This window comes from Erythrobacter sp. WG, assembly GCF_026586795.1.
GTDB lineage: Bacteria > Pseudomonadota > Alphaproteobacteria > Sphingomonadales > Sphingomonadaceae > Erythrobacter.
The window spans coordinates 1-22,675 of the sequence record NZ_JAPFGY010000042.1 but is presented as its reverse complement, the minus strand read 5'-3'; the positions used below and the strand labels follow the sequence as shown (position 1 = coordinate 22,675).

Annotated in this window: 20 protein-coding genes and 2 pseudogenes; 10 read left to right on the top strand and 12 right to left on the bottom strand. The window is 68.8% G+C overall.

Annotated elements, in window-relative coordinates; translation table 11 throughout:
- The 3 genes and pseudogenes from OPU67_RS15520 to OPU67_RS15510 all read right to left on the bottom strand — a co-directional run.
- Positions 1 to 158 (bottom strand): annotated as a pseudogene (locus OPU67_RS15520) (2-keto-4-pentenoate hydratase); the annotation flags it as partial.
- 160 nt (positions 159 to 318) lie between these two features.
- The gene (locus OPU67_RS15515) at positions 319 to 933 is read right to left on the bottom strand and encodes a flavin reductase family protein (protein ID WP_267621245.1); all 615 of its coding nucleotides are present in this window, start codon (positions 931 to 933) and stop codon (positions 319 to 321) included.
- Positions 933 to 1,892, bottom strand: coding sequence for a carbon-nitrogen hydrolase family protein (locus OPU67_RS15510; RefSeq protein WP_324255376.1), 960 nt, complete (start codon positions 1,890 to 1,892; stop codon positions 933 to 935). The genes OPU67_RS15515 and OPU67_RS15510 overlap by 1 nt, the downstream gene beginning before the upstream one ends.
- Before the next feature lie 85 nt (positions 1,893 to 1,977).
- Here OPU67_RS15510 and OPU67_RS15505 point away from each other — a divergent pair, with 85 nt between their 5' ends.
- Both OPU67_RS15505 and OPU67_RS15500 read left to right on the top strand, forming a co-directional pair.
- On the top strand, positions 1,978 to 3,105 hold the full coding sequence (locus OPU67_RS15505) for a cupin domain-containing protein (protein WP_267621243.1): 1,128 nt from the start codon (positions 1,978 to 1,980) through the stop codon (positions 3,103 to 3,105).
- A 12-nt stretch (positions 3,106 to 3,117) separates the two neighbouring features.
- The gene (locus tag OPU67_RS15500) at positions 3,118 to 4,029 is read left to right on the top strand and encodes a fumarylacetoacetate hydrolase family protein (protein WP_267621241.1); all 912 of its coding nucleotides are present in this window, start codon (positions 3,118 to 3,120) and stop codon (positions 4,027 to 4,029) included.
- Here the strand turns inward: OPU67_RS15500 and OPU67_RS15495 are convergent.
- The 5 genes from OPU67_RS15495 to OPU67_RS15475 all read right to left on the bottom strand — a co-directional run bounded on the left by OPU67_RS15495 (position 4,026) and on the right by OPU67_RS15475 (position 11,612).
- Positions 4,026 to 4,430: an acyl-CoA thioesterase gene (locus OPU67_RS15495; protein ID WP_267621239.1), complete on the bottom strand. Its 405-nt coding sequence runs from the start codon at positions 4,428 to 4,430 to the stop codon at positions 4,026 to 4,028. The two genes, OPU67_RS15500 and OPU67_RS15495, sit on opposite strands and share 4 nt — an antisense overlap.
- Positions 4,431 to 4,434: 4 nt before the next feature.
- Complete coding sequence (locus tag OPU67_RS15490) at positions 4,435 to 6,741, bottom strand: bifunctional salicylyl-CoA 5-hydroxylase/oxidoreductase (protein WP_267621237.1); 2,307 nt, start codon at positions 6,739 to 6,741, stop codon at positions 4,435 to 4,437.
- A 222-nt stretch (positions 6,742 to 6,963) separates the two neighbouring features.
- Entirely contained in the window at positions 6,964 to 9,720 is a 2,757-nt protein-coding gene (locus tag OPU67_RS15485) for a TonB-dependent receptor plug domain-containing protein (RefSeq protein WP_267621235.1), read from the bottom strand.
- Between the two features lie 301 nt (positions 9,721 to 10,021).
- Positions 10,022 to 11,200, bottom strand: a complete 1,179-nt coding sequence (locus tag OPU67_RS15480; RefSeq protein WP_267621233.1) for a L,D-transpeptidase family protein — start codon at positions 11,198 to 11,200, stop codon at positions 10,022 to 10,024.
- Positions 11,201 to 11,237: 37 nt separating this feature from the next.
- Entirely contained in the window at positions 11,238 to 11,612 is a 375-nt protein-coding gene (locus OPU67_RS15475) for an STAS/SEC14 domain-containing protein (RefSeq protein ID WP_267621231.1), read from the bottom strand.
- A gap of 260 nt (positions 11,613 to 11,872) precedes the next feature.
- On the opposite strand from OPU67_RS15475, the gene OPU67_RS15470 reads away from it, so the two are divergent.
- The 3 genes from OPU67_RS15470 to OPU67_RS15460 are packed head-to-tail and all read left to right on the top strand — an operon-like array spanning position 11,873 to position 13,820.
- On the top strand, positions 11,873 to 12,439 hold the full coding sequence (locus tag OPU67_RS15470) for a hypothetical protein (protein WP_267621229.1): 567 nt from the start codon (positions 11,873 to 11,875) through the stop codon (positions 12,437 to 12,439).
- Entirely contained in the window at positions 12,436 to 12,885 is a 450-nt protein-coding gene (locus tag OPU67_RS15465) for a phage holin family protein (protein WP_267621227.1), read from the top strand. Before OPU67_RS15470 ends, OPU67_RS15465 begins: the two co-directional genes overlap by 4 nt.
- Complete coding sequence (locus OPU67_RS15460) at positions 12,885 to 13,820, top strand: DUF3618 domain-containing protein (protein ID WP_267621226.1); 936 nt, start codon at positions 12,885 to 12,887, stop codon at positions 13,818 to 13,820. The genes OPU67_RS15465 and OPU67_RS15460 overlap by 1 nt, the downstream gene beginning before the upstream one ends.
- A 64-nt stretch (positions 13,821 to 13,884) precedes the next feature.
- Here OPU67_RS15460 and OPU67_RS15455 read toward each other — a convergent pair whose 3' ends face one another.
- Both OPU67_RS15455 and gntA read right to left on the bottom strand, forming a co-directional pair.
- Positions 13,885 to 14,481: an urea carboxylase-associated family protein gene (locus tag OPU67_RS15455; protein WP_267621224.1), complete on the bottom strand. Its 597-nt coding sequence runs from the start codon at positions 14,479 to 14,481 to the stop codon at positions 13,885 to 13,887.
- A complete protein-coding gene (gene gntA, locus OPU67_RS15450) occupies positions 14,478 to 15,215 on the bottom strand; it encodes a guanitoxin biosynthesis heme-dependent pre-guanitoxin N-hydroxylase GntA (protein ID WP_267621222.1) in 738 nt (245 codons plus the stop codon). Before gntA ends, OPU67_RS15455 begins: the two co-directional genes overlap by 4 nt.
- Before the next feature lie 326 nt (positions 15,216 to 15,541).
- Between gntA and OPU67_RS15445 the strand changes: the two genes are divergently transcribed.
- Together OPU67_RS15445 and OPU67_RS15440 are read left to right on the top strand one after the other, a co-directional pair.
- Positions 15,542 to 15,691, top strand: a complete 150-nt coding sequence (locus tag OPU67_RS15445) for a hypothetical protein (protein WP_267621220.1) — start codon at positions 15,542 to 15,544, stop codon at positions 15,689 to 15,691.
- A complete protein-coding gene (locus tag OPU67_RS15440; protein ID WP_267621218.1) occupies positions 15,684 to 17,732 on the top strand; it encodes an EAL domain-containing protein in 2,049 nt (682 codons plus the stop codon). Before OPU67_RS15445 ends, OPU67_RS15440 begins: the two co-directional genes overlap by 8 nt.
- Here the strand turns inward: OPU67_RS15440 and OPU67_RS15435 are convergent.
- The gene (locus OPU67_RS15435; protein WP_267621216.1) at positions 17,729 to 18,247 is read right to left on the bottom strand and encodes a DUF6702 family protein; all 519 of its coding nucleotides are present in this window, start codon (positions 18,245 to 18,247) and stop codon (positions 17,729 to 17,731) included. The two genes, OPU67_RS15440 and OPU67_RS15435, sit on opposite strands and share 4 nt — an antisense overlap.
- On the bottom strand, positions 18,247 to 20,685 hold the full coding sequence (locus tag OPU67_RS15430; protein ID WP_267621214.1) for a M1 family metallopeptidase: 2,439 nt from the start codon (positions 20,683 to 20,685) through the stop codon (positions 18,247 to 18,249). The genes OPU67_RS15435 and OPU67_RS15430 overlap by 1 nt, the downstream gene beginning before the upstream one ends.
- 133 nt (positions 20,686 to 20,818) lie before the next feature.
- Between OPU67_RS15430 and OPU67_RS15425 the strand changes: the two genes are divergently transcribed.
- The 3 genes and pseudogenes from OPU67_RS15425 to OPU67_RS15415 form a co-directional block, all read left to right on the top strand.
- On the top strand, positions 20,819 to 21,004 hold the full coding sequence (locus tag OPU67_RS15425; RefSeq protein ID WP_267621212.1) for a DUF5522 domain-containing protein: 186 nt from the start codon (positions 20,819 to 20,821) through the stop codon (positions 21,002 to 21,004).
- Positions 21,005 to 21,022: 18 nt separating this feature from the next.
- Complete coding sequence (locus tag OPU67_RS15420) at positions 21,023 to 22,135, top strand: S-(hydroxymethyl)glutathione dehydrogenase/class III alcohol dehydrogenase (RefSeq protein WP_267621210.1); 1,113 nt, start codon at positions 21,023 to 21,025, stop codon at positions 22,133 to 22,135.
- A gap of 99 nt (positions 22,136 to 22,234) precedes the next feature.
- Positions 22,235 to 22,675 (top strand): annotated as a pseudogene (locus OPU67_RS15415) (hypothetical protein); the annotation flags it as partial.

Below are 22,675 nucleotides of genomic sequence, written 5' to 3'. Positions count from 1 at the left end.
GCGAGCACTTCCAGTTCGGGCGCCACCCGCTCCCAGTTGTCGAGCGCATATTGCAGCGTCGGCGCGATATAGCCCGCCGCGCAGCAGCGGGTGAGGTCCTTCGATACCACCACCAGCCGCCCGTCGCGCGTGCCGTTGTCGAGGGTTGCGAGTTTCATGTTCGGTCCGTCCTTGTCTGGTTCGTCATTGCGAGGAGCCCGAAAGGGCGACGCGGCAATCCAGAGCCCCGCACGGATCGCTCTGGATTGCCGCGCAGCCTGCGGCTGCTCGCAATGACGGGGGTGGCAGGCTCATCGGAATAACGAGGTGTGGGGCCTGTCATCCTCCCCAAACCGGCCTTTCCGCCGTCAGGTCAGGGGCGATGCGGGTGTAGGTGCCGGTGCCGGTGACGCGGGCGATGAGGCCCATCGCGTAGGGGTCGGCGCGCAAGGATTCGGGGTCGATGAAGGCGTCGGCCACCTCCATCGCGACGACCTCGCCGATCAGGATCACGGTCCCGGGGGCTGCGTCGAGGACATCGTGGAGCCGGCACTCGAAGCGCGCGGGCGCCCCCGCGATGCTCGGCGGCGCGACCATCTGCGAGGGCTCCATCGTCAGCCCCGCGAGCGCGGCCTCGTCGACCTCGGCGGGCGCGTCGATGCAGGTCGCGTTCATGGCGGGGAGCATCGCCTCGCTCACCAGATGGACCACGAACTCGCGGGTCGCGAGGATGTTCGCCGCGGTGTCCTTGAGCCGGCCGTCGTGCTGCCGCATCGTGCCGAGCACCACCAGCGGGGGCGAGGAGCCCATCATGTTGAAGAAGCTGTAGGGCGCAAGGTTGCCGATCCCGTCCTCCGACAGCGTCGAGACCCAGGCGATCGGGCGCGGGACGATCGTCCCCGCCATCAGCTTGTAGCGCTGCGCGTCGCTGAGGGCGGCCATGTCGAAGCGCATCAGTCGCTATCCGTGCGGAAGGCGACGGGGGGCTTGGCGCGGGTGTCGACCTCCAGCCGGAACACGTCGGGCCGGGCATAGTGCCCCGCGACGTCGAAATCGTAGCGGGCGCGAGGGATCTCCTCGGGGTCAATGTCGGCGTAGAGGATCGTCTCGCCCGCGTAGTCCGGCCCGGCCAGCACCTCGCCCAAGGGCCCGACGATCATGCTCCCGCCGCGCATCAGCACCGTCGCCGGGTCGTCGCCCAAGGCGCAGTCGTAGTCCGCGGGGTAATCGCCCCGCCGGATGAACTGGCAGGCGGACAGGACATGGCACCGACCTTCAAGCGCGATGTGCCGCATCGAGGCCGCCCACCCGTCGCGGTCGTCTGCGGTGGGCGCGCAGTAGAGCGTCACCCCTTGCGCGAACATCGCCATGCGCATCATCGGCATGTAGTTCTCCCAGCAGATCACCGCGCCGACCTGGCCGAGCGCGGTCTCGACCACCGGGAGCGTCGAGCCGTCGCCGAAGCCCCAGATCAGGCGTTCCGCACCCGTCGGCATGAGCTTCCTGTGATGCGCCATGGTGCCTGCGGTGCCGTCGATGATCAGTGCGGTGCAGTAGAGCGTGGAGCCCGCGCGCTCGATGATGCCGATGACGACGACCATCCTCGCCGCCGTGGCCGCCTCGCGGACAGCCGCGACCTCCGGCCCGTCGAGCGCCACCGCCTGATCGTGGTAGCGTGCGTAGTCGGCGCGGCCCTCGGGCTTCCGAATCCCCACCGGCGTCCCGAAGCTCGCGCCCTTGGGGTAGCCGCCGATGAAGGCTTCCGGGAACACCGCCAGCCGCGCCCCGGCCGCTGCGGCCTCGGCGATCAGCGCGGCGGCCTTGGCGGCGCTCGCGGCGCTGTCGGCGGGGACGGCGCTCGCCTGCACGACGGCGGCACGGAACGGCTGGGGGCGAATAGAGGTCATGGCCATGACACCGAATAGCATGAGGGGGACGCAGCCCGGCAATGGCATTGTCGGGCAAAGGCAATAACCATTGCGCATGAGGGAGCCTGCCATGGGGCAGCCGAGTTTCGACGCTTACTGCGAGGACGTGGCGGGCCGCGCCAATGTCGCCGACACGCCGGAACTGGTCGCCTATTACGAGCGGCTGGCGAAGCTCGGCACGGGCGCGCTGTGGACGGTCGCCAACAAGATCGAGCCGTGGGAGCCGGTCTCGACCTCGGTGCCGATGCTGTGGCGCTACCGGGACCTGCGCGAGGACGTGCTGCGCGCGCTCGATCTCGTCACGCCGGAACAGGCGGGGCGGCGGGTGGTCTATCTCGAGAACCCGGGCCGCAGCGACGTGGTGGCGGCGGTCGGCTGGCTCTATTCGGGCCTTCAGGTGATGGGGCCGGGCGAATGCGCCTCGAGCCACCGCCACTCGGCCTCGGCGCTGCGCTTCATCATGGAAGGGTCGGGCGCCTTCACCAATGTCGACGGGCACAAGCTGACCTTGGGCCGCAACGATTTCGTGCTGACGCCCAACGGCACCTGGCACGAGCACGGGGTCGCCGAAGACGGCACGATCTGCATCTGGCAGGACGGGCTCGACATCCCGCTGATGAACGCGCTGGAGGCGAACTTCTACGAGGTCCACCCGGACTTGAACCAAGCGGTGTCCTTTCCGATCGACGACACCACCGCGACTTGGGCCGGATCGGGCCTGAGGCCGCAGGGGCACGACTGGTCAAAGCGCTACTCGCCGATGCTCAAATACGAATGGGCGCCGACCTACGAGGCGCTGACGGCACTGGCGCGGGTCAGCGACGGGTCGCCCTATGACGGGATCATCATGGATTACGTGAACCCCGTCACCGGCGGCCCGGTGATGCCGACCATCGGCGCGCAGATGCAGCTGCTGCGCCCGGGCGAGCACACGCAGGCGCACCGCCAGGTCGGCAGCTTCGTCTACCAATGCGCCAAGGGGAGCGGGTATTCGGTCATCGGCGGCCAGCGCTTCGACTGGCAGGAGCGCGACATCTTCGTCGTGCCCGCCTGGATGTGGCACGAACACGCCAATGCCAGCGCCACCGAGGACGCCTGCCTTTTCGCCTTCCACGACCTGCCGGTGATGAAGAGCCTCGGCCTCTACCGCGAGGAAGGGTTCGGCGAGAATGGCGGGCACCAGCCTCTCATCCAGTAAGAAGGACAATTCATGAAGCTTGTGACCTATCGCCGCCACATCGAGGCGGCCGCGCGGCTTGGCGCGATTTGGGATGGCCGGGTGGTCGACCTCGCGAAGCTCGGTGCCGCTACGGGCGTGGACCTGCCCTCGACCATGCTGGAATTCATCGACCTGGGGGCGGACGCGGTGGCGGTGGCCTCGCAGATGCTGGCGGACGCGGGCGAGCGCTTCCCGCTGGGCACGGCCCTGCCGCTCGCCGACGTGAAGCTCCTCGCCCCCATCCCTCGCCCGCGCAAGAACATCTTCGGGATCGGCCTCAACTACACCGAGCACGTCGCCGAGAGCGCGCAGAGCCTCGACACCTCGCCCGAACTGCCGCGCCAGCCGGTGATCTTTTCGAAGCCGCCGACGACGGTGATCGGCCCGGACGAGCCGATCCGCCACGACGGCGCGATCACCCAGCAGCTCGACTGGGAGGTGGAGCTCGCCGCGATCATCGGCACCACCGCGAAGCGCGTGGCGCGCGAAGATGCGCTGGCGCACGTTTTCGGCTACAGCCTCGTCATCGACATGAGCGCGCGCGACAACCGGCGGGCGGGCCAGTGGATCTATTCCAAGGGGCAGGATTCCTATGCCCCGATGGGCCCCTGCATCGTCACCGCCGACGAGATCCCCGACCCCCAGACGCTGGACCTCGCCCTGTGGGTCAACGGGGTGGAAAAGCAGCGCAGCAACACCGCCTACATGCTCTTCAAGGTCGACGAACTGGTCGCCGACATCAGCGCCGGCATCACGCTGGAACCCGGCGACATCATCGCCACCGGCACCCCGGCGGGCGTGGGCGCGGGACGAACGCCGCAGGAGTGGGTGTGGCCGGGGGACGTGATCGAGGCCGAGCTTCAGGGCATCGGCCGCCTGCGTCACCCCGTCATCAAGGTCTAGGGGAGCGCGGCCCGGAGCGATGCCGCGATCGCTTCGGGCCACGGGCGCGAGCGCTGGGCCTCGAGGTCCATGCACACCAGCACGCCCTCGCCCTTGAGGCGCTCGGTGCCCGCGCCCGCGAACACGAAGCGATAGGTGCAGCTGCTGGTGCCGATCTTCGCCGGCACCAGCGTGATTGCCAGCTCGTCGCCGAGCATCGCGGGCGCGAGGAATTCGGTTTCGAGCCGCACCGTCGGCGTGCCGATCCGGTCCTCGAGGTGCAGCGCGCGGAAGTCGCGGCCCAGCATCGCGAACCAGTCCTCGACCGCCGCGTTCAGCATTTCGAAGAAGCGCGGATAGAAGACGATCCCCGCCGCATCGACATGGGCGAAGCGGACCTTCGTGGTGTGGACGAAGGCCATCGCGCTACGCTCGCAAGGCTTCGGCGAGCTTCGCCTCGGCGCGCGCCATCTGCTCGTAGCCGGGACACACCGCCGCCGGCACGAAGGCCCGCGCCTCGGCCGCCTTGGCGGCGGCGTGGAGCGTGAACATGGGGTTCGCGAGATGCGGCCGCCCGATGCCGATGAGGTCCGCCCGGCCCGCCAGCAATATCGAGTTCGCCTGGTCGGCATCCTCGATATTGCCGACCGCCATCACGGGCACATCGGCGAGGTTGCGGACACGATCGGCAAAGGGCGTCTGGAACATCCGGCCATAGACGGGCCGCGCCAGCGGATTGGTCTCGCCCGCCGAGACGTCGATGAGGTCGACGCCTTCGGCCTTGAGCATCCGCGCGATCTCCACCGCGCCCTCAGGCTGGATGCCGCGCTCGCCCGACCAGTCGTTGGCCGAGATGCGGACGAGCAGCGGGCGGCTCTGCGGCCATACCGCGCGGACCGCGCGCACCACCTCGAGCGGCCACGCCATGCGGCCTGCGAGGTCTCCGCCCAGCGCATCCTCGCGCTTGTTCATGATGGGGGTGATGAAGCTCGACAGCAGGAAGCCGTGGCCCGCGTGGATCTCCAGCGCGTCGAAGCCCGCGTCATAGGCCCGGCGCGCGGCGGCGACGAAGTCCTCCTTGATGCGCACGAGGTCTTCAAGAGAGGCCTCCTCCGGCACCAGCCCGCCGGGCTTCCACGCCTGCGCCGAGGCCGAGAGGATCGGCCAGGGGTCGGCGAGCGGCACGTCGTAGCCGCGCCCACCCTCGGGCGCCCTGCACGCCGCGCGCGCGCCCGCGTGGCCGATCTGCGCGCAGGTCTTGGTGTCCGAATTGGCATGGATGAAGGCGTTGATCGCGTGCCAGCGCGCCACGTGCCGCTCGTCCCACAGGCCAGGACAGGCGATGGTCGCGCGGCCCTCGGGCGAAACCGCGAGCATTTCCGAGATAATCAGCCCCGTCCCCCCCAGCGCCCGGGCGCCGTAGTGGACGAGGTGGCGGTCGCAGGCATAGCCCTCGGCGTCGGCCATGTAGGTGAGCATCGGGGCCATGACGACGCGGTTGGGAAGCGTCACGTCCCGAAGCTTGTAAGGCGTGAACAGCGGCTGCCCCGCCTCCTCCCCCGCCCCTTGCGCCCCGCGATACCAGCGCTCGGCGCCCTCCAGCCACTCAGGATCGCGCAGGCGCAGGTTCTCGTGGCTGATGCGCTGGCTGCGGGTCAGCAGCGCATAGGCGAATTGCGGCAGGGGGAAGCCGATGTAGCGGTCGATGTCCTCGAACCACTCGGTCGAATTGCGCGCCGCGTTCTGGATGCGCAGCACGGCGGTGCGGCGTTCCTCCTCGTATTCGCCGAGCGCGGCGGCGAGCGCTTGCGGGTCCTCCAGCCCGGGCCGGTCGAGCACTTGCGCCAGCTTGATCGCATCTTCCAGCGCCAGCTTGGTGCCCGATCCGATCGAGAAATGCGCGGTGTGCGCCGCATCGCCCAGCAGCACGAGGTTCCCCCGTGACCAGCGCCCGCAGGAGACCCGGCGGAAGTTCAGCCAGTTGGCCGAGCCCCTGAGGTGCGCCGCGTTGGAGATCAGCCTGTGACCGCCGAGGTGCCGGGCGAACAGTTTCTCGCAGAAGGCGATGGCCTCCTCCTGCTCCATGTCCTCGAAGCCGAGGCCCGCCCAGGTCTCGGGGCTGCATTCGACGATGAAGGTCGAAGTGTCGGCGTTGAAGCGGTAGGCATGGGCCCAGACCCAGCCGTGCTCCGTCGGCTCGAAGATGAAGGCGAAGGCGTCGAACAATTGGTGCGTGCCGAGCCACATGAACTTGTTGCGGCGGACGTCGATATCGACCGCGAAATGCTCGGCAAAGCGCGTGCGCACCGCGCTGTTCACCCCGTCGGAGGCGACGATGAGGTCATAGCCGGGGTAATCGGCGGGGTCGCTCGAGCATTCGTGCTCGAAGTGGAGCTCGACCCCCAGCTCGCCCGCGCGCGCCTGAAGGATCTGGAGCAGGTGCTTCCGCCCGATGCCGATGAAACCGTGGCCCGAGGAGGTGCTGGTCTCGCCGTCGACGGTCGTCGCGATGTAGTCCCAGTGGGCGAAGCTGTCGGCGATGGTCTTGGCGCTCACCGGATCGGTGGCGGTCAGGTTGGCGAGGGTCTGGTCGGAGAACACCACCCCCCAGCCGAAGGTGTCGCCCGCCCGGTTGCGCTCGAACACCGCGATCTCGTGCGCGGGGTCCTTCAGCTTCATGGCGATGGCGAAGTAAAGTCCGGCGGGGCCCCCGCCGATGCAGGCGATACGCATCTCTGATCAGCTCCATTGCGCGGCCGGCTGCGCGGTCCGGCGCACGTGTCATCGGGACGCGAGGGCCAGCAAGGCCAATCACTTCTGCGCCCGGGGGCATGACAAAACCGATTTGCCGCGTGGCGGGCGCGGCCCCCTCAGCGCGCGGCGGCCCCCGGGCAAAAAGAAAGCGGCGGGCAGGATGGCCCTGCCCGCCGCTTGCCGGTCAGCCGATTGCCGCGATCAGAACGTGTAGCTCAGACGGGCATAGAGGAAGCGTCCATTGAAGCCGAAAGGCGAGAAGGACGAGAACGGCAGGAAGTAGTTGTTGACCGAGAGGTTCGCCTGCTGGCCGGTCAGCGGGTCGATCGCGCGGCCGACCGGGTTCACGGTCGGGTACTGGTCGAACAGGTTGTTCGCCCCGATCGCCAGCTGCACCCCCTCGACGAAGCCGTCCTGGGGGGTGAGGCGGAATTCGAGATCGGTGATCCAGCGCGGGCGCAGCAGCACGTCGTTGATCGGCGTGGCACCTGCCGAGAAGACCTCGCCGAAGCGGTTGGCGCGGACGGTGGCGCTGAACCAGCCCCACTCCCAGTCGGCGCCGAGGTTGACGCGGTCACGCGGCTGACCGCGCTCGATGCGCAGGGATTCGAGCCGCCCGAACAGGTCGATGCCCGGCACCTGGGCAAGGCTGCCGGGGTTGGTCCGCCGCCCGGTGATCTCGACATCGTTCCAGTTGTAGCCGCCGGTCAGCGACAGCGTGCCGTAGTCGCCGAGGCCGGTGCGGTAGGTGGCGATGAGGTCGAAGCCGCGGGTGCGGGTGTCGATCCCGTTGAAGAAGAACCGCGCCGCCGAAATGCTGGTGAAGCCCGCGTTGTTGAGGATCTGGGCGATCCCGAAGCCGGGGTTGGCCCCCGTCGGCGCGCCGGCCGCGTTGCGGTTGGCGGTGAGGTTGTCGGTGAGGACGATGCGGTCGTCGATGTCGATCTGGTAGTAGTCGAAGGTGACGTCGAGGCCCTGGACCCTGTTGAACACTGCGCCCGCCGACCAGGACACCGACTTTTCCGGCTGGAGGTCGCTCGATCCCAGCGCGCGGGCGACGGGGTTGTTGACCGGCAGGGTCACCGCATCGACCAGCACGCCGCCGATGTTGTTGGTGGCGGCCGCCGCGAAGAACTGCTGCTGGAGCGAGGGCGCGCGGAAGCCGGTCGAGATCGCGCCGCGCAGCGCGAAGCCCTCGACCAGCTCGAGGCGGGTCGCCACCTTGCCGTTCAGCGTCGACCCGAAGTCGGTGTAGTCCTCGAAACGCGCGGCGGCCTGGATGTTGAAGCCCTGGGTGATGTCGGCGTCGACCTCGGCATAGAGCGAGACGTTGCTGCGCGAATTCTCGCGCGTCACGTCGACCCCGCCGATGCGCGGCTGGAAGCCGGGGAACACCTGGCTGCCGGGCGCGGCAAAGGCGGTTGCGCCGGCGCCGGTGATGAACGGGTTGTTGGCGCCCACCAGCACCGGCCCGGCGCGGTAGCTGTCGGGCTCGCCGGCGGTCAGCTGGTAGCTCTCCCGGCGCCACTCCGCCCCGAAGGAGAGGGTGAAGCTGTCGATGCCCTTGATCTCGATATCGCGATTGACGTCGAGGTTGGCGGTCAGCTGGCTGTAGTCGATGCCGCCCGCATCGAAGATCGTCTTGCTGCCCGCGCCAAGCGAGGCGTTGAGGGTGTTCGAGATGAGGAAGTCGGTCTTGTTCTGGCCGTAGGCGAGCGACAGGTCCCAGTTCCACCCGCCAAGATCGCCGTCGAGCCCGCCGACCACCGAGAAATCCTTCGTGTCGGTGTTGATCAGCGGCAGGAACCCGTCGGGGTAGATCGCGGTGACGTTGCGGTTGTCCGCGGCGCGGCGGTAGAAGCCCGCCGAGGTCGCATCGCGGGTGCCGAAGGTGCCGAAGGCGTAGAAGTTGACCGCCTCGCCGAGCGGCACGCCCATGTTGACGACGATGTTCAAGTCTTCGGTCTTGGGATCGCCATAGAGGTGGTAGCGGCGGTTCAAGGTCAGCTCGCGCGGATCGAGCGGGCCGGTCTGCGAATAGTTGCGCCGCGGGTCGAAGCCGGCACGGTTGGTGGCGTTGCGGTCACGATATTCCGCGGTGATGTTGATGAAGCCTTCCGCACCGATCGGCAGGCCGATATTGCCGCCGATCGTCAGCACCTCGCCGTCGGTGGCCTTGAGGTCCTCGCCGTTGTCGATCAGCTGGAGGTTGCCGTCGGGGGTCAGGGTCGGGACCTGCCCGGCGGTCGCGTTGACGCCGGTGACCTGCCGCACGCCCTCGATGCGGGTGTTGAAGCCGCCGTAGTTGACGAAGAAGCGGCCGCCCTTGCGCGCGTCGTTGAGCTGGAAGTTGATGACCCCCGCGATCGCGTCCGAGCCGTATTGCGCCGCAGCGCCGTCACGCAGCACTTCGACGCGGCCGATCGAGGAGGAGGGGATCTGGTTCAGGTCGACCGCCGCGCTGCCGCGCCCGACCGAGCCGTTCAAGTTGAGGAGCGCCGCGGCATGGCGACGCTTGCCATTGACCAGCACCAGCGTCTGGTCCGGGCCGAGGCCGCGCAGCGTCGCCGGGCGGATCGCATCGGTGCCGTCGGTGATCGAGGGCTGCGGGAAGTTCAGCGAAGGCACCAGGTCGCGCAGCAGGCGCGCGGTCTCGACGAGGCCCGACTGGCGCAGCTGCTCGCCGCCGATCACGTCGACCGGCACGGGGCTTTCGGCCACGGTTCGACCGGTGCGGCGGGTCCCGGTGACGATCAGCTGATTGCCGCCCAGCTCGTCCTCGATGACCTCGGCCTCGGGCTGGGCCTGCACGAGCGCGGCGGCGGCGCTTGCCGTCGCCACGTCGCCGGGCGCCTGCCCTTCGGCGGCCTGCGCCGCACCGACCGGCAGCGCCATCGCCAGCGCGGAGCCGAGCGCGATCACCGAACCCGAATGGAGCACGTTTCTGATGTTCTGCATTGCTACCCCTGATTGTGTCTCGTGTTGCAACCGGACTGCTCGTCCCGTCGAAGCGCGCGCCACGTGGCAGACGGCCGGTTGCGCCCCCATCGGACACGATGCCGCGAAGCGCGCCCCGATGGCGCCTCGTCAGTGCACCGTAATCCTGTCAATCGCTGGGCGCGACCCGCTCATGCTTCGACGACGGCCGGAATGTTGCGTCTGCGAAGCCGGGGGTCAAAGGAAAAGGGCAGCCGGAGGCATCGCCCGCGCAATTCGGTTGCGCGGTGTCATGCATTTGCAACACCCCGGCGCGTGACCGCTACCTGCGGAATTCCACCTTCACGCCCGGACGGACCATCTGCGCAAGGCGGGCCGCGTCCCAGTTGGTGAGCCGCACGCAGCCGTGGCTCTGGGTCTGGCCGATGAGTTGCGGCTCGGGCGTGCCGTGGATGCCGTAATGCTCCTTGGAGAGGTCGATCCACACCACGCCCACCGGACTGTTGGGGCCGGGCGGCAGATGCTGCTTGTCCTCGCTGTCGTCGACGTCCCAGAACAGCTCGGGATTGTAGACGAAGGTCGGGTTGCGGGCGACGCCCTTCACGCTCCAGTCGCCGATCGGGAGCGGATCGCGGCGCGATCCGGTGGTGACGGTGAAGGCCGCCACCAGCCGGTCCTCGGCATCGAACACATGGAGCCAGCCCGCCGCTTCCTCGACGACGATCCGTGCCGCCTGCGGCTGTTCGCTGCCGACGCCGAGCGCGCGCAGCGTATCGCGCCAGGCGGTGTTGTCGACGCGCGAGGGGTCGATGCGGTCGGCGCCGATATTGGGCACGCGGATCTGCTGGCCGGGGCGGAAGGCGGGCGGGGCGCCGGTCGCCTCTGCGGACGGCGCGGCGGCAGGCGCGCCGGTCGTCCCGCCTGCGCCTGCCGGCCGTCCACCGGGATTGAGCGCGGCGAGCACCTCTGGCGTGGTGTGGAAGCGTTCCGCGAGCTTCTCGGCAAAGCTTTCGTAGCCGAGCTCGTCGAGCTTGGCCTGTTGCGCGGCGTCGTCGGGCAGCACGGTGAAGGTCCGCGCGCCCCAGTCGTCGGGGATGGTCACGACGCGGGTCGCGGGGATCTGCGACCACTCGGCGAGGGCGCGCCGGGTTGCCTCGTCAAGTTCGCCGGTCTCCGGCAGTTCGCGCGATTGCTGGAAGGCCCGCACGGCATTGGCGAGGCCGCGTCCCGGCTTGCCGTCGACCACGCCCACGCTGAAGCCGAGCCGATCGAGCACCACCTGCGCCTGCATGATCGGACGTGCCTCGCTGTCGGGGATCTCGTCGCCCGCTACAGCCCCGTCGCGCGCGGCCATGCTGTCCGCGCCCCCGGCGGCGGCCTTGCTCCGGCTGTCGGCGCTCTTGGCGTCGGGCTCGCCCGAGGGGTCGCGGTCATTGCAGGCGGCAAGGCCCGTGAGGGCCAGGGCAAGCGGCAGGCAGGCGGTCAGAATCGGCAGGCGCATCGGGGCTCCTCTTGCAGTGGTTTACAGGTGGCTCGGCTCAGTCGGGCGTGGCCGCCACCCAGGCCTTGGCCGCGTCGATTGCGTCTGCATCGAAGGCGCGGGCTTCGAGCGGCAGGACCTTGCCGAAGGCTTCGACCGCAGTGGCAGCAATGGCGGGGGCGGCGACCACGGCATAGCGGCGCACCGGCCCGATCGAGCGCAGGCTGGTCCACACCCCTTCGGCGGACAGGAAGGCACCGGGAGAGAAATGCTCGGTCGCGCGCATATCGAGCAGCAGGCCGAGCGCACCGCCATCGGCAATGGCGCTCTCGACGACCCGCGCCATGGCGAGCACCTGCGCATGATCGAGCGTGGCGTCGAACGCGAAGGCAATCGTCGTGACCTCGCCGGTGCGGAACATTTCGACATTCATGGCGCGGGTCCTCCTAATCGGTTCGGGCATTCGGGGCTGCCCTTTCGGCATCGCGCGCGCCGCCGTCCTTAACACAGGCTGGCGTCATGGCTTGGAGCGGCAACCGGCTTTGTGCGCCGCAGCGAAAGCCCCCTAAATTCAGGTATTAACATGGGTCATGCTGGCGTCGTTCAGCCGATCCATGACGCGCTTGACCGCTTCGGCCCGGCACACCGTGCAGGCCAGGGGTATGCTGCACACCACACAGCAGGAGATTCAGCATGAACACGCCCACCGACACGCCATCCGGCGGTATCCGCGCAGAGCTCGGCGAGGATGCCGCGCATCTCGGCGAGACCCTCAAGGGCCGCGCCGCGCAGCAAGCCGAGACCGGCAAGGACGCCGCGCTCGGCATCGCCGGATCGGCCTCCGGCGCGCTCGGCGCGGCAGCCGAGGATCTGCGCAACAACCCGGATGCGCCCGATTGGATGGCCAAGGGCCTCCAGCAGGTCGCCCGCCAGATCGACCGCGTTGCCGGCGATCTTCAGGGCCGCAGCCTCGAGGACATGACCCGCGACGCGGCGCGCTTCGCCCGGGAGAACCCCGGCACCTTTCTCGCCGCCGCCGCCGCCGCGGGCTTTGCCGCTGCGCGCCTGCTGCGCGCCGGGGTCGACCACAAGCACCACGCCAGTGAAGGCCTGAGCGGCACGGGATCGCAATATGCCGCGCAAGACCAGGCCGGTGACGGCCCCGTCTGGCCGGCCGACGAGAACATCATCCCGACCGACACCGGCACCGATCCGGGCTTCGCCCCTGCCTATGGCGCCGAAGGAGGGACGATCCGGTGAACGACCCGACCCGCACCCCCTTCGCGGGTGCCCGCCCGGACAGCGGCGGGGAGGATCGCAACATCGTCGATCTTCTCGGCCATCTCACCCAGCAGGGCGCGCATCTGGCGCGCGAACAGATCAGCCTCGTCAAGGCCGAGATCCGCGAGGCGACCACCGACATCAAGGCCGCCATCGCGGCGATGGCGACCGCCGCGGTGGTCGGCATTGCCGGCCTCGGCGTGCTGCTGATGGGCATCGCCTACTACGTCGCACGCGCCATCGACGACCTGGCGCTCGGCACCACGCTGGTGGGCGCGGCGACGATGCTGGTCGCGCTCGTCCTCTATCTCGGCGCGCGCAAGAAGATCGATGCCTCCCACCTCAAGCCCGATCGCAGCATCGAAACCCTCGCCGATACTCCCACGGTCGCCACCGGCGACCTGCATCATTCAGGAGCCCGATAATGCCCGACAGCACCTTCACCGACACGACTTCCGACCAGCGCAGCCCTGAGGAGATCGAGCGCGACATCCGCGCGACGCAGGAGGACATGAGCCGCACCGTCGAGCAGATCGGCGGCGAATTGAGCGCCCGCAACATCCTCAACTCCCTGCTCGACAAGGCCGAGGACGGCGGGGTCGACGCGCGCTATTTCCTCGACACGGCACGCCGCAATCCGCTCGCGCTGGGGATGATCGCGATCGGCGGCTTGTGGCTGGTGAGCGACGCCGATGCGCGCCCCTCGGCGCTCGGGATCAGGCGCGGCAGCGCGGACGGCAGCCGGGATTTCGGCAGCAGCGCCAGCCGCAGCTTCAGCAGCCGCGACACCGATGGCTGGCACCCGGACCATCGCCGCTATGTCGAGCATATGTCCCGCTACCAGCCTGAAGCGGGCGAGGACGACCAGTCCTATCGCCGCCGCCGCGATCTCGCCCGCGCCAATTACTTCATGATCGAGCAGGCTCACGACGAGGACGAAGGTGCCTTCCGCCAGCGGCTCGACGCCGCGACGCAGACCGCGCGCGACAGCTGGAGCAAGGCGAGCGAGAGCGCGCACGACATGGCGCGCGGCGCGCGTGACAAGGCCCGCTCGGCCGCCGGCGACGTGCAGGCCTTCTACGGCGACAACCCGCTGCTGATCGGCCTCGCCTCGGCCTTCGTCGGCGCGGTGGTCGGCGCGATGATCCCCGCGACCCGGACCGAGGAACGCTATGTCGGCGGACTCGGCGAGCAGGCCTTGGACGCTGCCGGCGCGCAGGCGAAGAAGGCCGGCGAGGCGGCGCGCCACAAGAAGGACGAGATGATCGGCCAGATCGACGACAGGCTCGGCGCCGAAGACGGGCGTCAGGGCAGCGGCATGGATGCCCGGCAGGGCGCCGGGGCTGGCCAGCAGATCTGAGGTCCGGCACTGTCCGCGAACGAAGAGGGGCCCGGATGCCGATGCATCCGGGCCCCTTTGTGCGTCAGTACGCGGTGGTTGTCGCGGCGATCTCGTAGTCGATCGGCTTGAAGGACCCGCCGTTGGAGGCATAGGCCGAGCACGCCGTGAGCCCGACGACGAGGTCCATCTCGGCCCGGAACCGCACGAAATCCCCCGGTTTGGTGCCCGGCGGCAGCACCGCGATCCGCCCGTCGGGCGCGATCGTCACGTTCATGAAGATGTTGAAGGCGGTCGGGATCGCGTCGGCCTCCAGCCCATAGGGCGCCAGCGCATCGGCGAGGTTGCCGAAGCAGCCGTGGTGCATCGGTTTGTCGGGATAGAAGTGCCGGAAGGTGCCCTGCGAGCACGGCGTCAGCAGGAAATCGTGCTGCGGCGCGGTGTCCTCCATGATGGTCAGCATCACCCGCGAACGGTTCGACCACAGCCGGGCGCCGGTGGTGAGGCGCAGCGTCTCCTCGTAATCGAAGGTGCGCCCGTTGGAGAGGATCTCGCCCGGGTCGCCATCGGCGATCGCCAGCATATCGCTGACCTGACCGCCCTCGGGATCGATCACCGTCAGGATATCACCGCGCGCAAGGCGGACCGCGATCCCCGAGCGCGGAGGAATGCGCGCGCTCACCGCTGCGCTCCCTTGGCCATCGGGCAAACCCAGTCCGCGCTCACCGCGCGGCCGCTGTATTGCCGCGCCTCGCTGACATCGCCGTGGCGCGCGATCATCGGGTTGATGCTGCCGGCATAGGCCTCGTCGCGGGCGAGGATCACCTCGCGCATCCGCTCGTAGCGGCCCTCGGCGCGCAGCTCGGCGAACTGGCTGTGCAGGTTGAAGACGATCGCCGGGTATTCGAGACGCCGGGCGGCCCGCGAGGCGGCGGGATGAAGGCCGACCGCGAAATAGGCCTCGCCGCCGAAGCTCAGCGCGAAATCCGGCGCGTCGGGATCGGCACTGAAGCCTGCGGCATGCGCGTGCCCCGCCGCACGGTCGCGCGCGCCGAGCGCGGCGAGGCGCTCCCACAGCAAGGTCTCGAAGCCGCGCTCGTCGCAGGCCGGTCCGGCGAAGACCACCGCGAGGCTGCGGAACCCTTGCGTCTCTCCGCGGCTGGCACCGCTCCAAGCCACGAGCCGGCGATGGATGCGGGCATCGTCCTCATCGCTCGCCAGGGAAGTGGCGGCGATCACCTCGAGATTGCCCTGCGCCAGCGCGGACTTGGCGCCGACGCAGGGGAAGTCGCGCTGGTCAATGTGACGCGCCAGCGCCTGTGCGAACTGCGCGCTGGAGGGATGCGGGTCCGAGGCGATCCCGGAGAAGCCAATAGGCCGCGAATTCTCGCTACGGAACGACGGACAGTAGTTCATGACCAATTCCACCGAATCTGTTCGGTCAAACCCGGAAGGAGAGCCGCTGGCGGCACGAACAGTCTGCACACGCCGCAAGGACAGTCCCGGACAGGCCCGACACAAGGTTGGGCCAGAGCCTAGATTCCGGCAGCGCGGTGCCCCTAACCTCGGTCACCAACGTGGCACGAAGGCAAGGCACGCGGTGCCATGACTGCGACGGGAGGAGCGCAAGGCCCGTCATTCGGCGTGCGATCGTCCGCATCTTCGCCGCGCGGCGGGCGGTTTGCCGGACCTTGCGGCACTACGCGGCTCGTCGCAGACGCTTTGTTAAAGCGTTGCGGCGCATGGCCGGTAGCGTGACGGAAGACCTGCGCCTCGATGCCCTTCGCAGCCTCGATCTCGCGGCCATCGCCGATCGCGCGCAGTTCACGCGCATCACCATGCTGGCGAGCACCGTCCTGGGCGCCCCCGGTCGCGCTGCTTTCGGTGGTTGAGGAGGACCGGCAATGGTTCCTCGGCCGCACCGGGATCGACCTCGACGAGACCCCCATCGAGGATTCGTTCTGCGCGGTCTGCCTGCTCAGCGAAGGGCCGCTGCTGGTCGAGGACGCGCACACCGACCCGCGCTTCACCGGCAACCGGCTCGTCACCGGTCCGCCCTTCATCCGTTCCTATCTCGGCGTCCCGATCTGCGGCGAGGACGGGGTGACGATCGGCACGCTGTGCTGCATCTCGCCCGAGCCGGGCGCCTTCCGGCCGGAACAGGTCGCGCCGCTGGCGATGCTGGCCGTGCTGGCCGAGCAATCGATCGCGCTCCACGCCCGCACCCGCGCGCTCAGCACCGCCAACGCCGCGCTGCGCCAGAGCAGCCAGATCTTCCGCCAGGCCGAACGCGCGGTCAATGTCGGGAGCTGGTGGGTGGACCTTGCCACCCGGCGGCTGCACTGGTCCGATCAGGTCTATGCCATCACCGGGCTGGAGCCGGGCCATTCGATCGATGTGCGCGACGTCGCGCAGCTTTATCAGCCGGATGACCGCGCCATGGTCAGCAAGGCGATGGACGACACGATCGAGGGCGGCAAACCGTTCATGTTCGAGACCACGATCAATCGCCGCGACGGGGAGCAGCGCCGCATCCGCGTGGTGGGCGAGCGCATCGACGTGAACGGCGAGCCCGATTGCGTCGCCGGCATCATCCTCGATTGCACCGACGAGCACCTGCGCAACGTCGCGCTGAAACGCGCGGCCGAGCGCGACCGGCTGACCGGCCTCTACAACCGTGCGACCTTCGACCACCGGCTCGCCGAGGCGATGCAGCGGGTCGAGACCGATCCGGTGACGGTGGCGCTGCTCGATCTCGACGGGTTCAAGGACGTCAACGACTCGCTCGGGCACCTCGTCGGCGACCGGGTGCTGGAAGGCATCGCCGGCCTGCTCCGGCAGCGGATTGCGCCCGGCGTGTTCCTCGCGCGGTGGGGCGGGGACGAATTCGCGCTGCTGTTCCCGGCGGCGATGGCGGTGGAGGCCGTCAAGGCCTTCTGCGAGGCGCTCCTCGCCGAGCTGGCCGAGATCGCTCCGCTCGGCAGCGGGCATCTGCGCATCGGCGCGACCTGCGGCCTGGCGCGCATGACCACGGCCGCGAGCAGCGAGGAGATCATGCGCCGCGCCGACCTTGCGCTCTATCGCGGCAAGGAGGAGGGGCGCGGGACGGTGGTGTGCTGGGACCGCCAGATCGAGGCGCGCCAGAGCGAGCGGCAGCGCGCCATCGCCCAGCTTCGGAGCGCGCTGGACAACGGACGGGCGCTGGCCGCCTATCAGCCGATCGTCGAGCTTTCGACGGGGCGCGTCGTCTCGGTCGAGGCGCTGCTGCGGCTGCGCGACGCGCAGGGGCAGCTGCTGGCGGCGGGCGATGTCTTCGCCGCCCTGCTCGACCCCGAGCTTTCGCGCCGGGTTTCGCGGGTGATGCTGGATCAGGTCGTCGCCGACGGCCCGGCGATCCTTGCGCTGTTCGGGCCGCAGACGCGGATCGGGCTCAACCTGTCGGACGCGGACCTGAGGCGCGGGGACTATGTCCAGCACCTCATCGACGCGATCGAGGGCAGCGCGCTAAGCCCCGCCAACATCACCATCGAGGTGACCGAGACCATGCTGCTCGATGCGAGCGGGCACCTCCACGCCTCGCTCGCCACCCTCGACGAGCGCGGCTTCACGATCTGCCTTGACGATTTCGGGACCGGCTTCTCCTCGCTCACGCACTTGCGCGCCTTCCCGATCCACAAGGTCAAGATCGACCGCGATTTCATCGCCGCCATCGCCGAGGATCACCAGTCGCGGCTGATCATCCAGGCGATCGTGCAGATGGGCCACAGCCTTGGCCTCAGGGTGGTGGTCGAGGGCGTCGAGACCGAGGAGCAGGAGACCTTCCTCAAGGGCGTGGGCTGCCGCCACGTCCAGGGCTTCCGCTATGGGCGGCCGATGCTGCTGGGCGATCTCAGGGACAGCTTCGCCGCAAAGCCGCAGCGCCGCTTCGGCTAGCGCGCCAGCTGCGCCTCGCGCGGCGGGTCGCCGGCCCTGAAGATGAAGGTTTGGGGCCGGGTACCGCCGCCGATGTTCACCCGGTTCTCCTGCCGCGCCCAGAGCTCGGTGAGGATCTGCGAATTGATCCGCAAGGCGGCCGGCGCGCCGCCCGGCGGGGCGGGCAGTTCCTGATAGACCATGAGGCTCCCGCCGGTGATCTCGCTGCCGACATAGGCGGGCGCGGCGGGCTTGCAGTCGACCTCGAGCAGGAAGCGGCGGGTGACATAGGCGGCAAAGGCCTCGCGGCTCGTCGCGCTGCCGACGATATCGGGCGCGCGGTCCCCGGCGAAGCGCAGCGCGTGCTCGGCATCGTGGACCGGGACCTGGTGGACGATCTCGATCATCCCGGTGCGCGGGTTGATGGCGAGCGTGCTGATCGCGATCTTCTGCTGGTGGGCGGTGGCCGTCCCGGCAAGGCCGAGCGGGGCCAGCACCAGGGCCAGCAGGACAAGGAGACGGCGCAGCACCAGCATCACTTGCGGTTCTTGACCGGCTCGGCCCCGGCGGCCTCGCCCATCAGGTCGCGGCTGGTGCGCGACTTGGACGCTTCGTCCTTGAAGGCCTCGATCCGGCTCGGAACGATGCGGCGCGGGTAGTGGTTGTTCTCGATATCGGCATCGCCCGTCTCCCAGTCGGGATCGATCACCACCTGGGTGAGCTCCTTGCCCTTGGGGAAGACCAGCAGCTTGGCCAATTCCTTCGCGTTGCGCCGCCAGATCTCGGCCGGGATCATCATCTTCTCGGTCTTGCCGTCCGCGAAGGTCAGGCCGAGGATGATCGGCATGACCAGCCCTCCCTTGTTGGTGAAGTTGAGGACGTAGTAGTTCGCATCCTCCTTCACAGCGCGTTCGAAGGCCTGTCGCTCCCACGGCACCAGCCCTTCGAGGAAGTCGTTGTAGCCCTTGCGGTCCTTGGGCGTGACGGTGAATTCGTCGTTCTTGTCGTAGAAATCGGTGACGCCCGGGTTCTCGAGCACCCAGATCGGCAGGCGCTGCTCCCGGTCGAGGCCGATGCCGACGGGTTCGGGCTCCTCGCCCTTCTCGCGGCGGCGGCGGGGCAGGTCGATGTCGGGGTTCCTGCTGTCGATCTTCAGGCGGTAGATCGAATCCAGCGCGATATCGACATGGTCGGTGGTGTAGAACCAGCCGCGCCAGAACCAGTCGAGATCGGTGCCGGTCGCCTCCTCGATGGTGCGGAAGAAATCCGCCGGCGTCGGGCGCTTGAACCGCCAGCGGCGGGCATATTCCCGCAAGGCGAAGTCGAACCGCTCACGCCCGATGATCGTGTCGCGCAGCAGGTGCAGCGCCGCCGAGGGCTTGCCATAGGCATTGGCGCCCAGATCGTTGATCGAATCCGAATGGGTCATGATCGGCTGCTGGTTCGAGGAGACCATGTAGGGGATCAGATCGCGCGGCAGGCTGCGGGTCCACGGCATCTTGGGGTCCCACTCGTAGCCCGCGACCGAATCGAGGAAGCTGTTCAGCCCCTCGTCCATCCAGGTCCACTGGCGCTCGTCGGAATTGACGGTCATCGGGAAGTAGATGTGCCCGATCTCGTGGATGACGACGCCCACGAGGCCGGTCTTGGTGGCGAGCGAATAGGTGCGCGAGCCGTCCTTGTTGAGGATCGTGCGCGGCCCGTTGAAGGTGATCATCGGGTATTCCATCCCGCCGACCGGACCGTTGATCGATTGCGCGGTGGGATAGGGATAGGGGAAGCTGAAGCGCGAATAGACCTTGAGGGTGTGGGCGACGGCGGCGGTCGAATACTTGCGCCACAGTTCGCCCCCTTCCTTGGGCCAGAAGCTCATGGCGAGCACGGTCTCGTGCTCCGCGCCCGGCTGCTGCTTCACGCCTTGCGCGTCCCACATGAACTTGCGGCTCGATGCCCAGGCGAAGTCGCGCACGTTGGTCGCGGAAAAGCGCCAGGTCTTGGTGCCGCGCGGACTGCCCGCCTCGGCGGCGGCGGCTTCGGCGGGCGTGACGATGAACATCGGCGCATCCGCGTTCTTGGCCGCCTCGAGCCGCTGGCGCTGCACGGGCGTGAGCACCTCGTCGGGGTTCTGGAGCGTGCCCGTGGAGGCGACCACGTGATCGTCGGGCACGGTCATTTCGACCTCGTAATCGCCGAATTCGAGCGTGAATTCGCCGCGCCCCAGGAACTCCTTGTTGTGCCAGCCCTCGTAGTCCGAATAGACCACCATGCGCGGGAACCACTGGGCAAGCAGGAAGATGTCGTTGCCGCCTTTCCTCGGATCGTCGGGGAAGTGCTCGTAGCCCGACCGCGCGACGACCGCGTCCTCCTCGACGATGTTGAAGGCCCACTCGATCGTGAACTCGGTCGAGGCGCCGGGCGCGAGCGGTTCGTTGAGGTCGATGCGCATCAGCGTGCCGACGATGGTGTGCGGCAGGGCGGCGCCGTTGACCGCGCGCACCGCGGAGATGTCGTAGCCATAGCGGTTGTCGGCCATCGCCTGCTGGCGGCGCAGCTCGTCCATCGACAGCTTGGTGGGTTCGTTGCCCGCGCCCAGCGTCACCTTCGGCCCGCGCCGCCCCGCGCCGCCGAACACGTCGGTCAGTTCGGCCATCGAATCCGTGCGGAAGATGTTCTGGTCGAGCTGCATCCACAGCCACGGCAGGCTGTCGGGCGAATTGTTGGTGTAGCGCACGGTTGCGCGCGCGGTGATGCGGCGCTTGGCCTCGTCGAGCGTCGCGGTGATCCGGTAATCGGCCTTCTGCTGCCAGTACTGGTGCCCCGGCGCGCCGCTCGCGTTGCGGTAGGTGTTGGGGGTGGGCAGCACCTCGTCCAGTTGCCGGAACTTGTCCTGGAAATCGCCCTTGGTCTGCTGGACGCTCTGGGCGTGGGCGGGAGCGGCGAGGACGAGGGCAAGGGCGAACGGGGCGAGGCGCAATGCGGGTCTCCGGCAAAGGGGCAGGCCCGCCAGACAGCGCAAAAGCTCCCCTCGCGCAAGCACATGATGCGCCCCGGCGCCATTTTGTTTCGCCCATGGCAAAGCGATCACTTCGCCATTATGCCTGCGCCCGATGACCGAGCCCCCATGGCACGCCCTGCACGACGCCGCCTGCGCGCGCGGAGAGACGACCTATCGCGATCCCGAGACAGGCTACACGGTCTTCACCCGGCTTGCGCACCTCAAGCGGGGCAAGTGCTGCGGATCGGGCTGTCGCCATTGCCCTTACGGTCACGAGGCCGTACCGCGCCGCGGCTGATTATCGGAGACTGACGCCATGAAGACCCGCGCCGCCGTCGCCTTTGCGCCCAAGCAGCCGCTCGAGATCGTCGAGCTCGATCTCGAGGGCCCGAAGGCCGGCGAGGTGCTGGTCGAGATCATGGCGACAGGCATCTGCCACACCGACGCCTACACTCTGGACGGCTTCGATTCGGAAGGCATCTTCCCGAGCGTTCTGGGTCACGAAGGCGCCGGGATCGTGCGCGAGGTCGGCGCAGGCGTGACCAGCGTGAAGCCCGGCGATCACGTGATCCCGCTCTACACGCCCGAATGCCGCCAGTGCAAAAGCTGCCTCTCGGGCAAGACCAACCTGTGCACCGCGATCCGCGCGACGCAAGGCAAGGGGCTGATGCCCGACGGCACCACGCGGTTCAGTTACAAGGGGCAGCCGATCTTCCACTACATGGGCTGCTCGACCTTCAGCAATTTCACCGTCCTCCCCGAAATCGCCGTGGCAAAGATCCGCGAGGACGCGCCGTTCCAGTCGGCCTGCTACATCGGCTGCGGCGTCACCACCGGCGTCGGCGCGGTGACCAACACGGCGAAAGTGCAGGTCGGCGACAATGTCGTGGTGTTCGGCCTCGGCGGAATCGGTTTGAACGTCATCCAGGGCGCGCGGCTGGCCGGCGCGAACCTGATCGTCGGAGTCGACATCAACCCGGCGCGCGAGGAATGGGGCAAGCGCTTCGGCATGACCCACTTCCTCAACTCCAAGGGCATGAGCCGCGAGGCAATCGTGGCGAAGATCGTCGAGATGACCGATGGCGGCGCGGATTACACCTTCGATGCGACCGGCAACACCGAGGTGATGCGCACCGCCCTGGAGGCCTGCCACCGCGGCTGGGGCACCTCGGTCATCATCGGGGTGGCCGAAGCGGGCAAGGAGATTGCCACCCGCCCCTTCCAACTCGTCACCGGGCGCAACTGGCGCGGCACGGCGTTCGGCGGGGCCAAGGGGCGCACCGACGTGCCCAAGATCGTCGATATGTACATGACCGGCAAGATCGCGATCGACCCGATGATCACCCACGTCATGGGGCTCGAGGAGATCAACACCGCCTTTGACCTGATGCACGAAGGCAAATCGATCCGCAGCGTCGTGGTGTACTGAAAAGGCACAGGCTCTCCAGTGGTTAACCCGCTGGTTACGCGCCCGCGCTAAGGCCGATGCCGAGTGGCGCCCGACCCCCTCGGGCCCGGCAGGTGAGGCATGTACGCAACCAGGATCGCAGCCGACCCCGTGACGGTCGCGGCGGTGGAGGGCTTTCCGCCCGAGATCGACGCGCTGGCGGACTGCGGGCGCGCGGGACACCGTTTCCTGCGCGCCGCCTGGTACAGCCCGGCGGCCAGCGCCGGCGCGCGCACGCTGCTGGTGCGCCGCAGGGCGCAGGGCGCGCCCATCGCCGCGATCCCGACCATCCCCTTCGGCCCGGCCATCGCCGGCGCGCGCAAGGTGCCCGGTCCTTACTGGCCGTTCCGGAGCGTGCCGATCGCCCCCGATTGCGACGTTCTGGAGCTTGCCGAGGCGCTCGAGCATCCCGCCGCGCGCCGGCTCGGCCCGGCCTGGCGGCTCGGCCCCGCCCGCGAGGGCGACCATGCCACCGCCCTGCTGATCGCCGCCGCCCGGCTCGCCCGCTGGGAGGTGCTCGCC

What these genes read in the sequence shown, in the direction of transcription:
- OPU67_RS15515 (WP_267621245.1), bottom strand. Translation starts at nt 933, where the DNA reads ATGCGCTTCGACATGGCCGCCCTCAGCGACGCGCAGCGCTACAAGCTG.
- OPU67_RS15510 (WP_324255376.1), bottom strand. Translation starts at nt 1,892, where the DNA reads ATGGCCATGACCTCTATTCGCCCCCAGCCGTTCCGTGCCGCCGTCGTG.
- OPU67_RS15505 (WP_267621243.1), top strand. Translation starts at nt 1,978, where the DNA reads ATGGGGCAGCCGAGTTTCGACGCTTACTGCGAGGACGTGGCGGGCCGC.
- OPU67_RS15500 (WP_267621241.1), top strand. Translation starts at nt 3,118, where the DNA reads ATGAAGCTTGTGACCTATCGCCGCCACATCGAGGCGGCCGCGCGGCTT.
- OPU67_RS15495 (WP_267621239.1), bottom strand. Translation starts at nt 4,430, where the DNA reads ATGGCCTTCGTCCACACCACGAAGGTCCGCTTCGCCCATGTCGATGCG.
- OPU67_RS15490 (WP_267621237.1), bottom strand. Translation starts at nt 6,741, where the DNA reads ATGCGTATCGCCTGCATCGGCGGGGGCCCCGCCGGACTTTACTTCGCC.
- OPU67_RS15485 (WP_267621235.1), bottom strand. Translation starts at nt 9,720, where the DNA reads ATGCAGAACATCAGAAACGTGCTCCATTCGGGTTCGGTGATCGCGCTC.
- OPU67_RS15480 (WP_267621233.1), bottom strand. Translation starts at nt 11,200, where the DNA reads ATGCGCCTGCCGATTCTGACCGCCTGCCTGCCGCTTGCCCTGGCCCTC.
- OPU67_RS15475 (WP_267621231.1), bottom strand. Translation starts at nt 11,612, where the DNA reads ATGAATGTCGAAATGTTCCGCACCGGCGAGGTCACGACGATTGCCTTC.
- OPU67_RS15470 (WP_267621229.1), top strand. Translation starts at nt 11,873, where the DNA reads ATGAACACGCCCACCGACACGCCATCCGGCGGTATCCGCGCAGAGCTC.
- OPU67_RS15460 (WP_267621226.1), top strand. Translation starts at nt 12,885, where the DNA reads ATGCCCGACAGCACCTTCACCGACACGACTTCCGACCAGCGCAGCCCT.
- gntA (WP_267621222.1), bottom strand. Translation starts at nt 15,215, where the DNA reads ATGAACTACTGTCCGTCGTTCCGTAGCGAGAATTCGCGGCCTATTGGC.
- OPU67_RS15445 (WP_267621220.1), top strand. Translation starts at nt 15,542, where the DNA reads ATGGCCGGTAGCGTGACGGAAGACCTGCGCCTCGATGCCCTTCGCAGC.
- OPU67_RS15435 (WP_267621216.1), bottom strand. Translation starts at nt 18,247, where the DNA reads ATGCTGGTGCTGCGCCGTCTCCTTGTCCTGCTGGCCCTGGTGCTGGCC.
- OPU67_RS15425 (WP_267621212.1), top strand. Translation starts at nt 20,819, where the DNA reads ATGACCGAGCCCCCATGGCACGCCCTGCACGACGCCGCCTGCGCGCGC.
- OPU67_RS15420 (WP_267621210.1), top strand. Translation starts at nt 21,023, where the DNA reads ATGAAGACCCGCGCCGCCGTCGCCTTTGCGCCCAAGCAGCCGCTCGAG.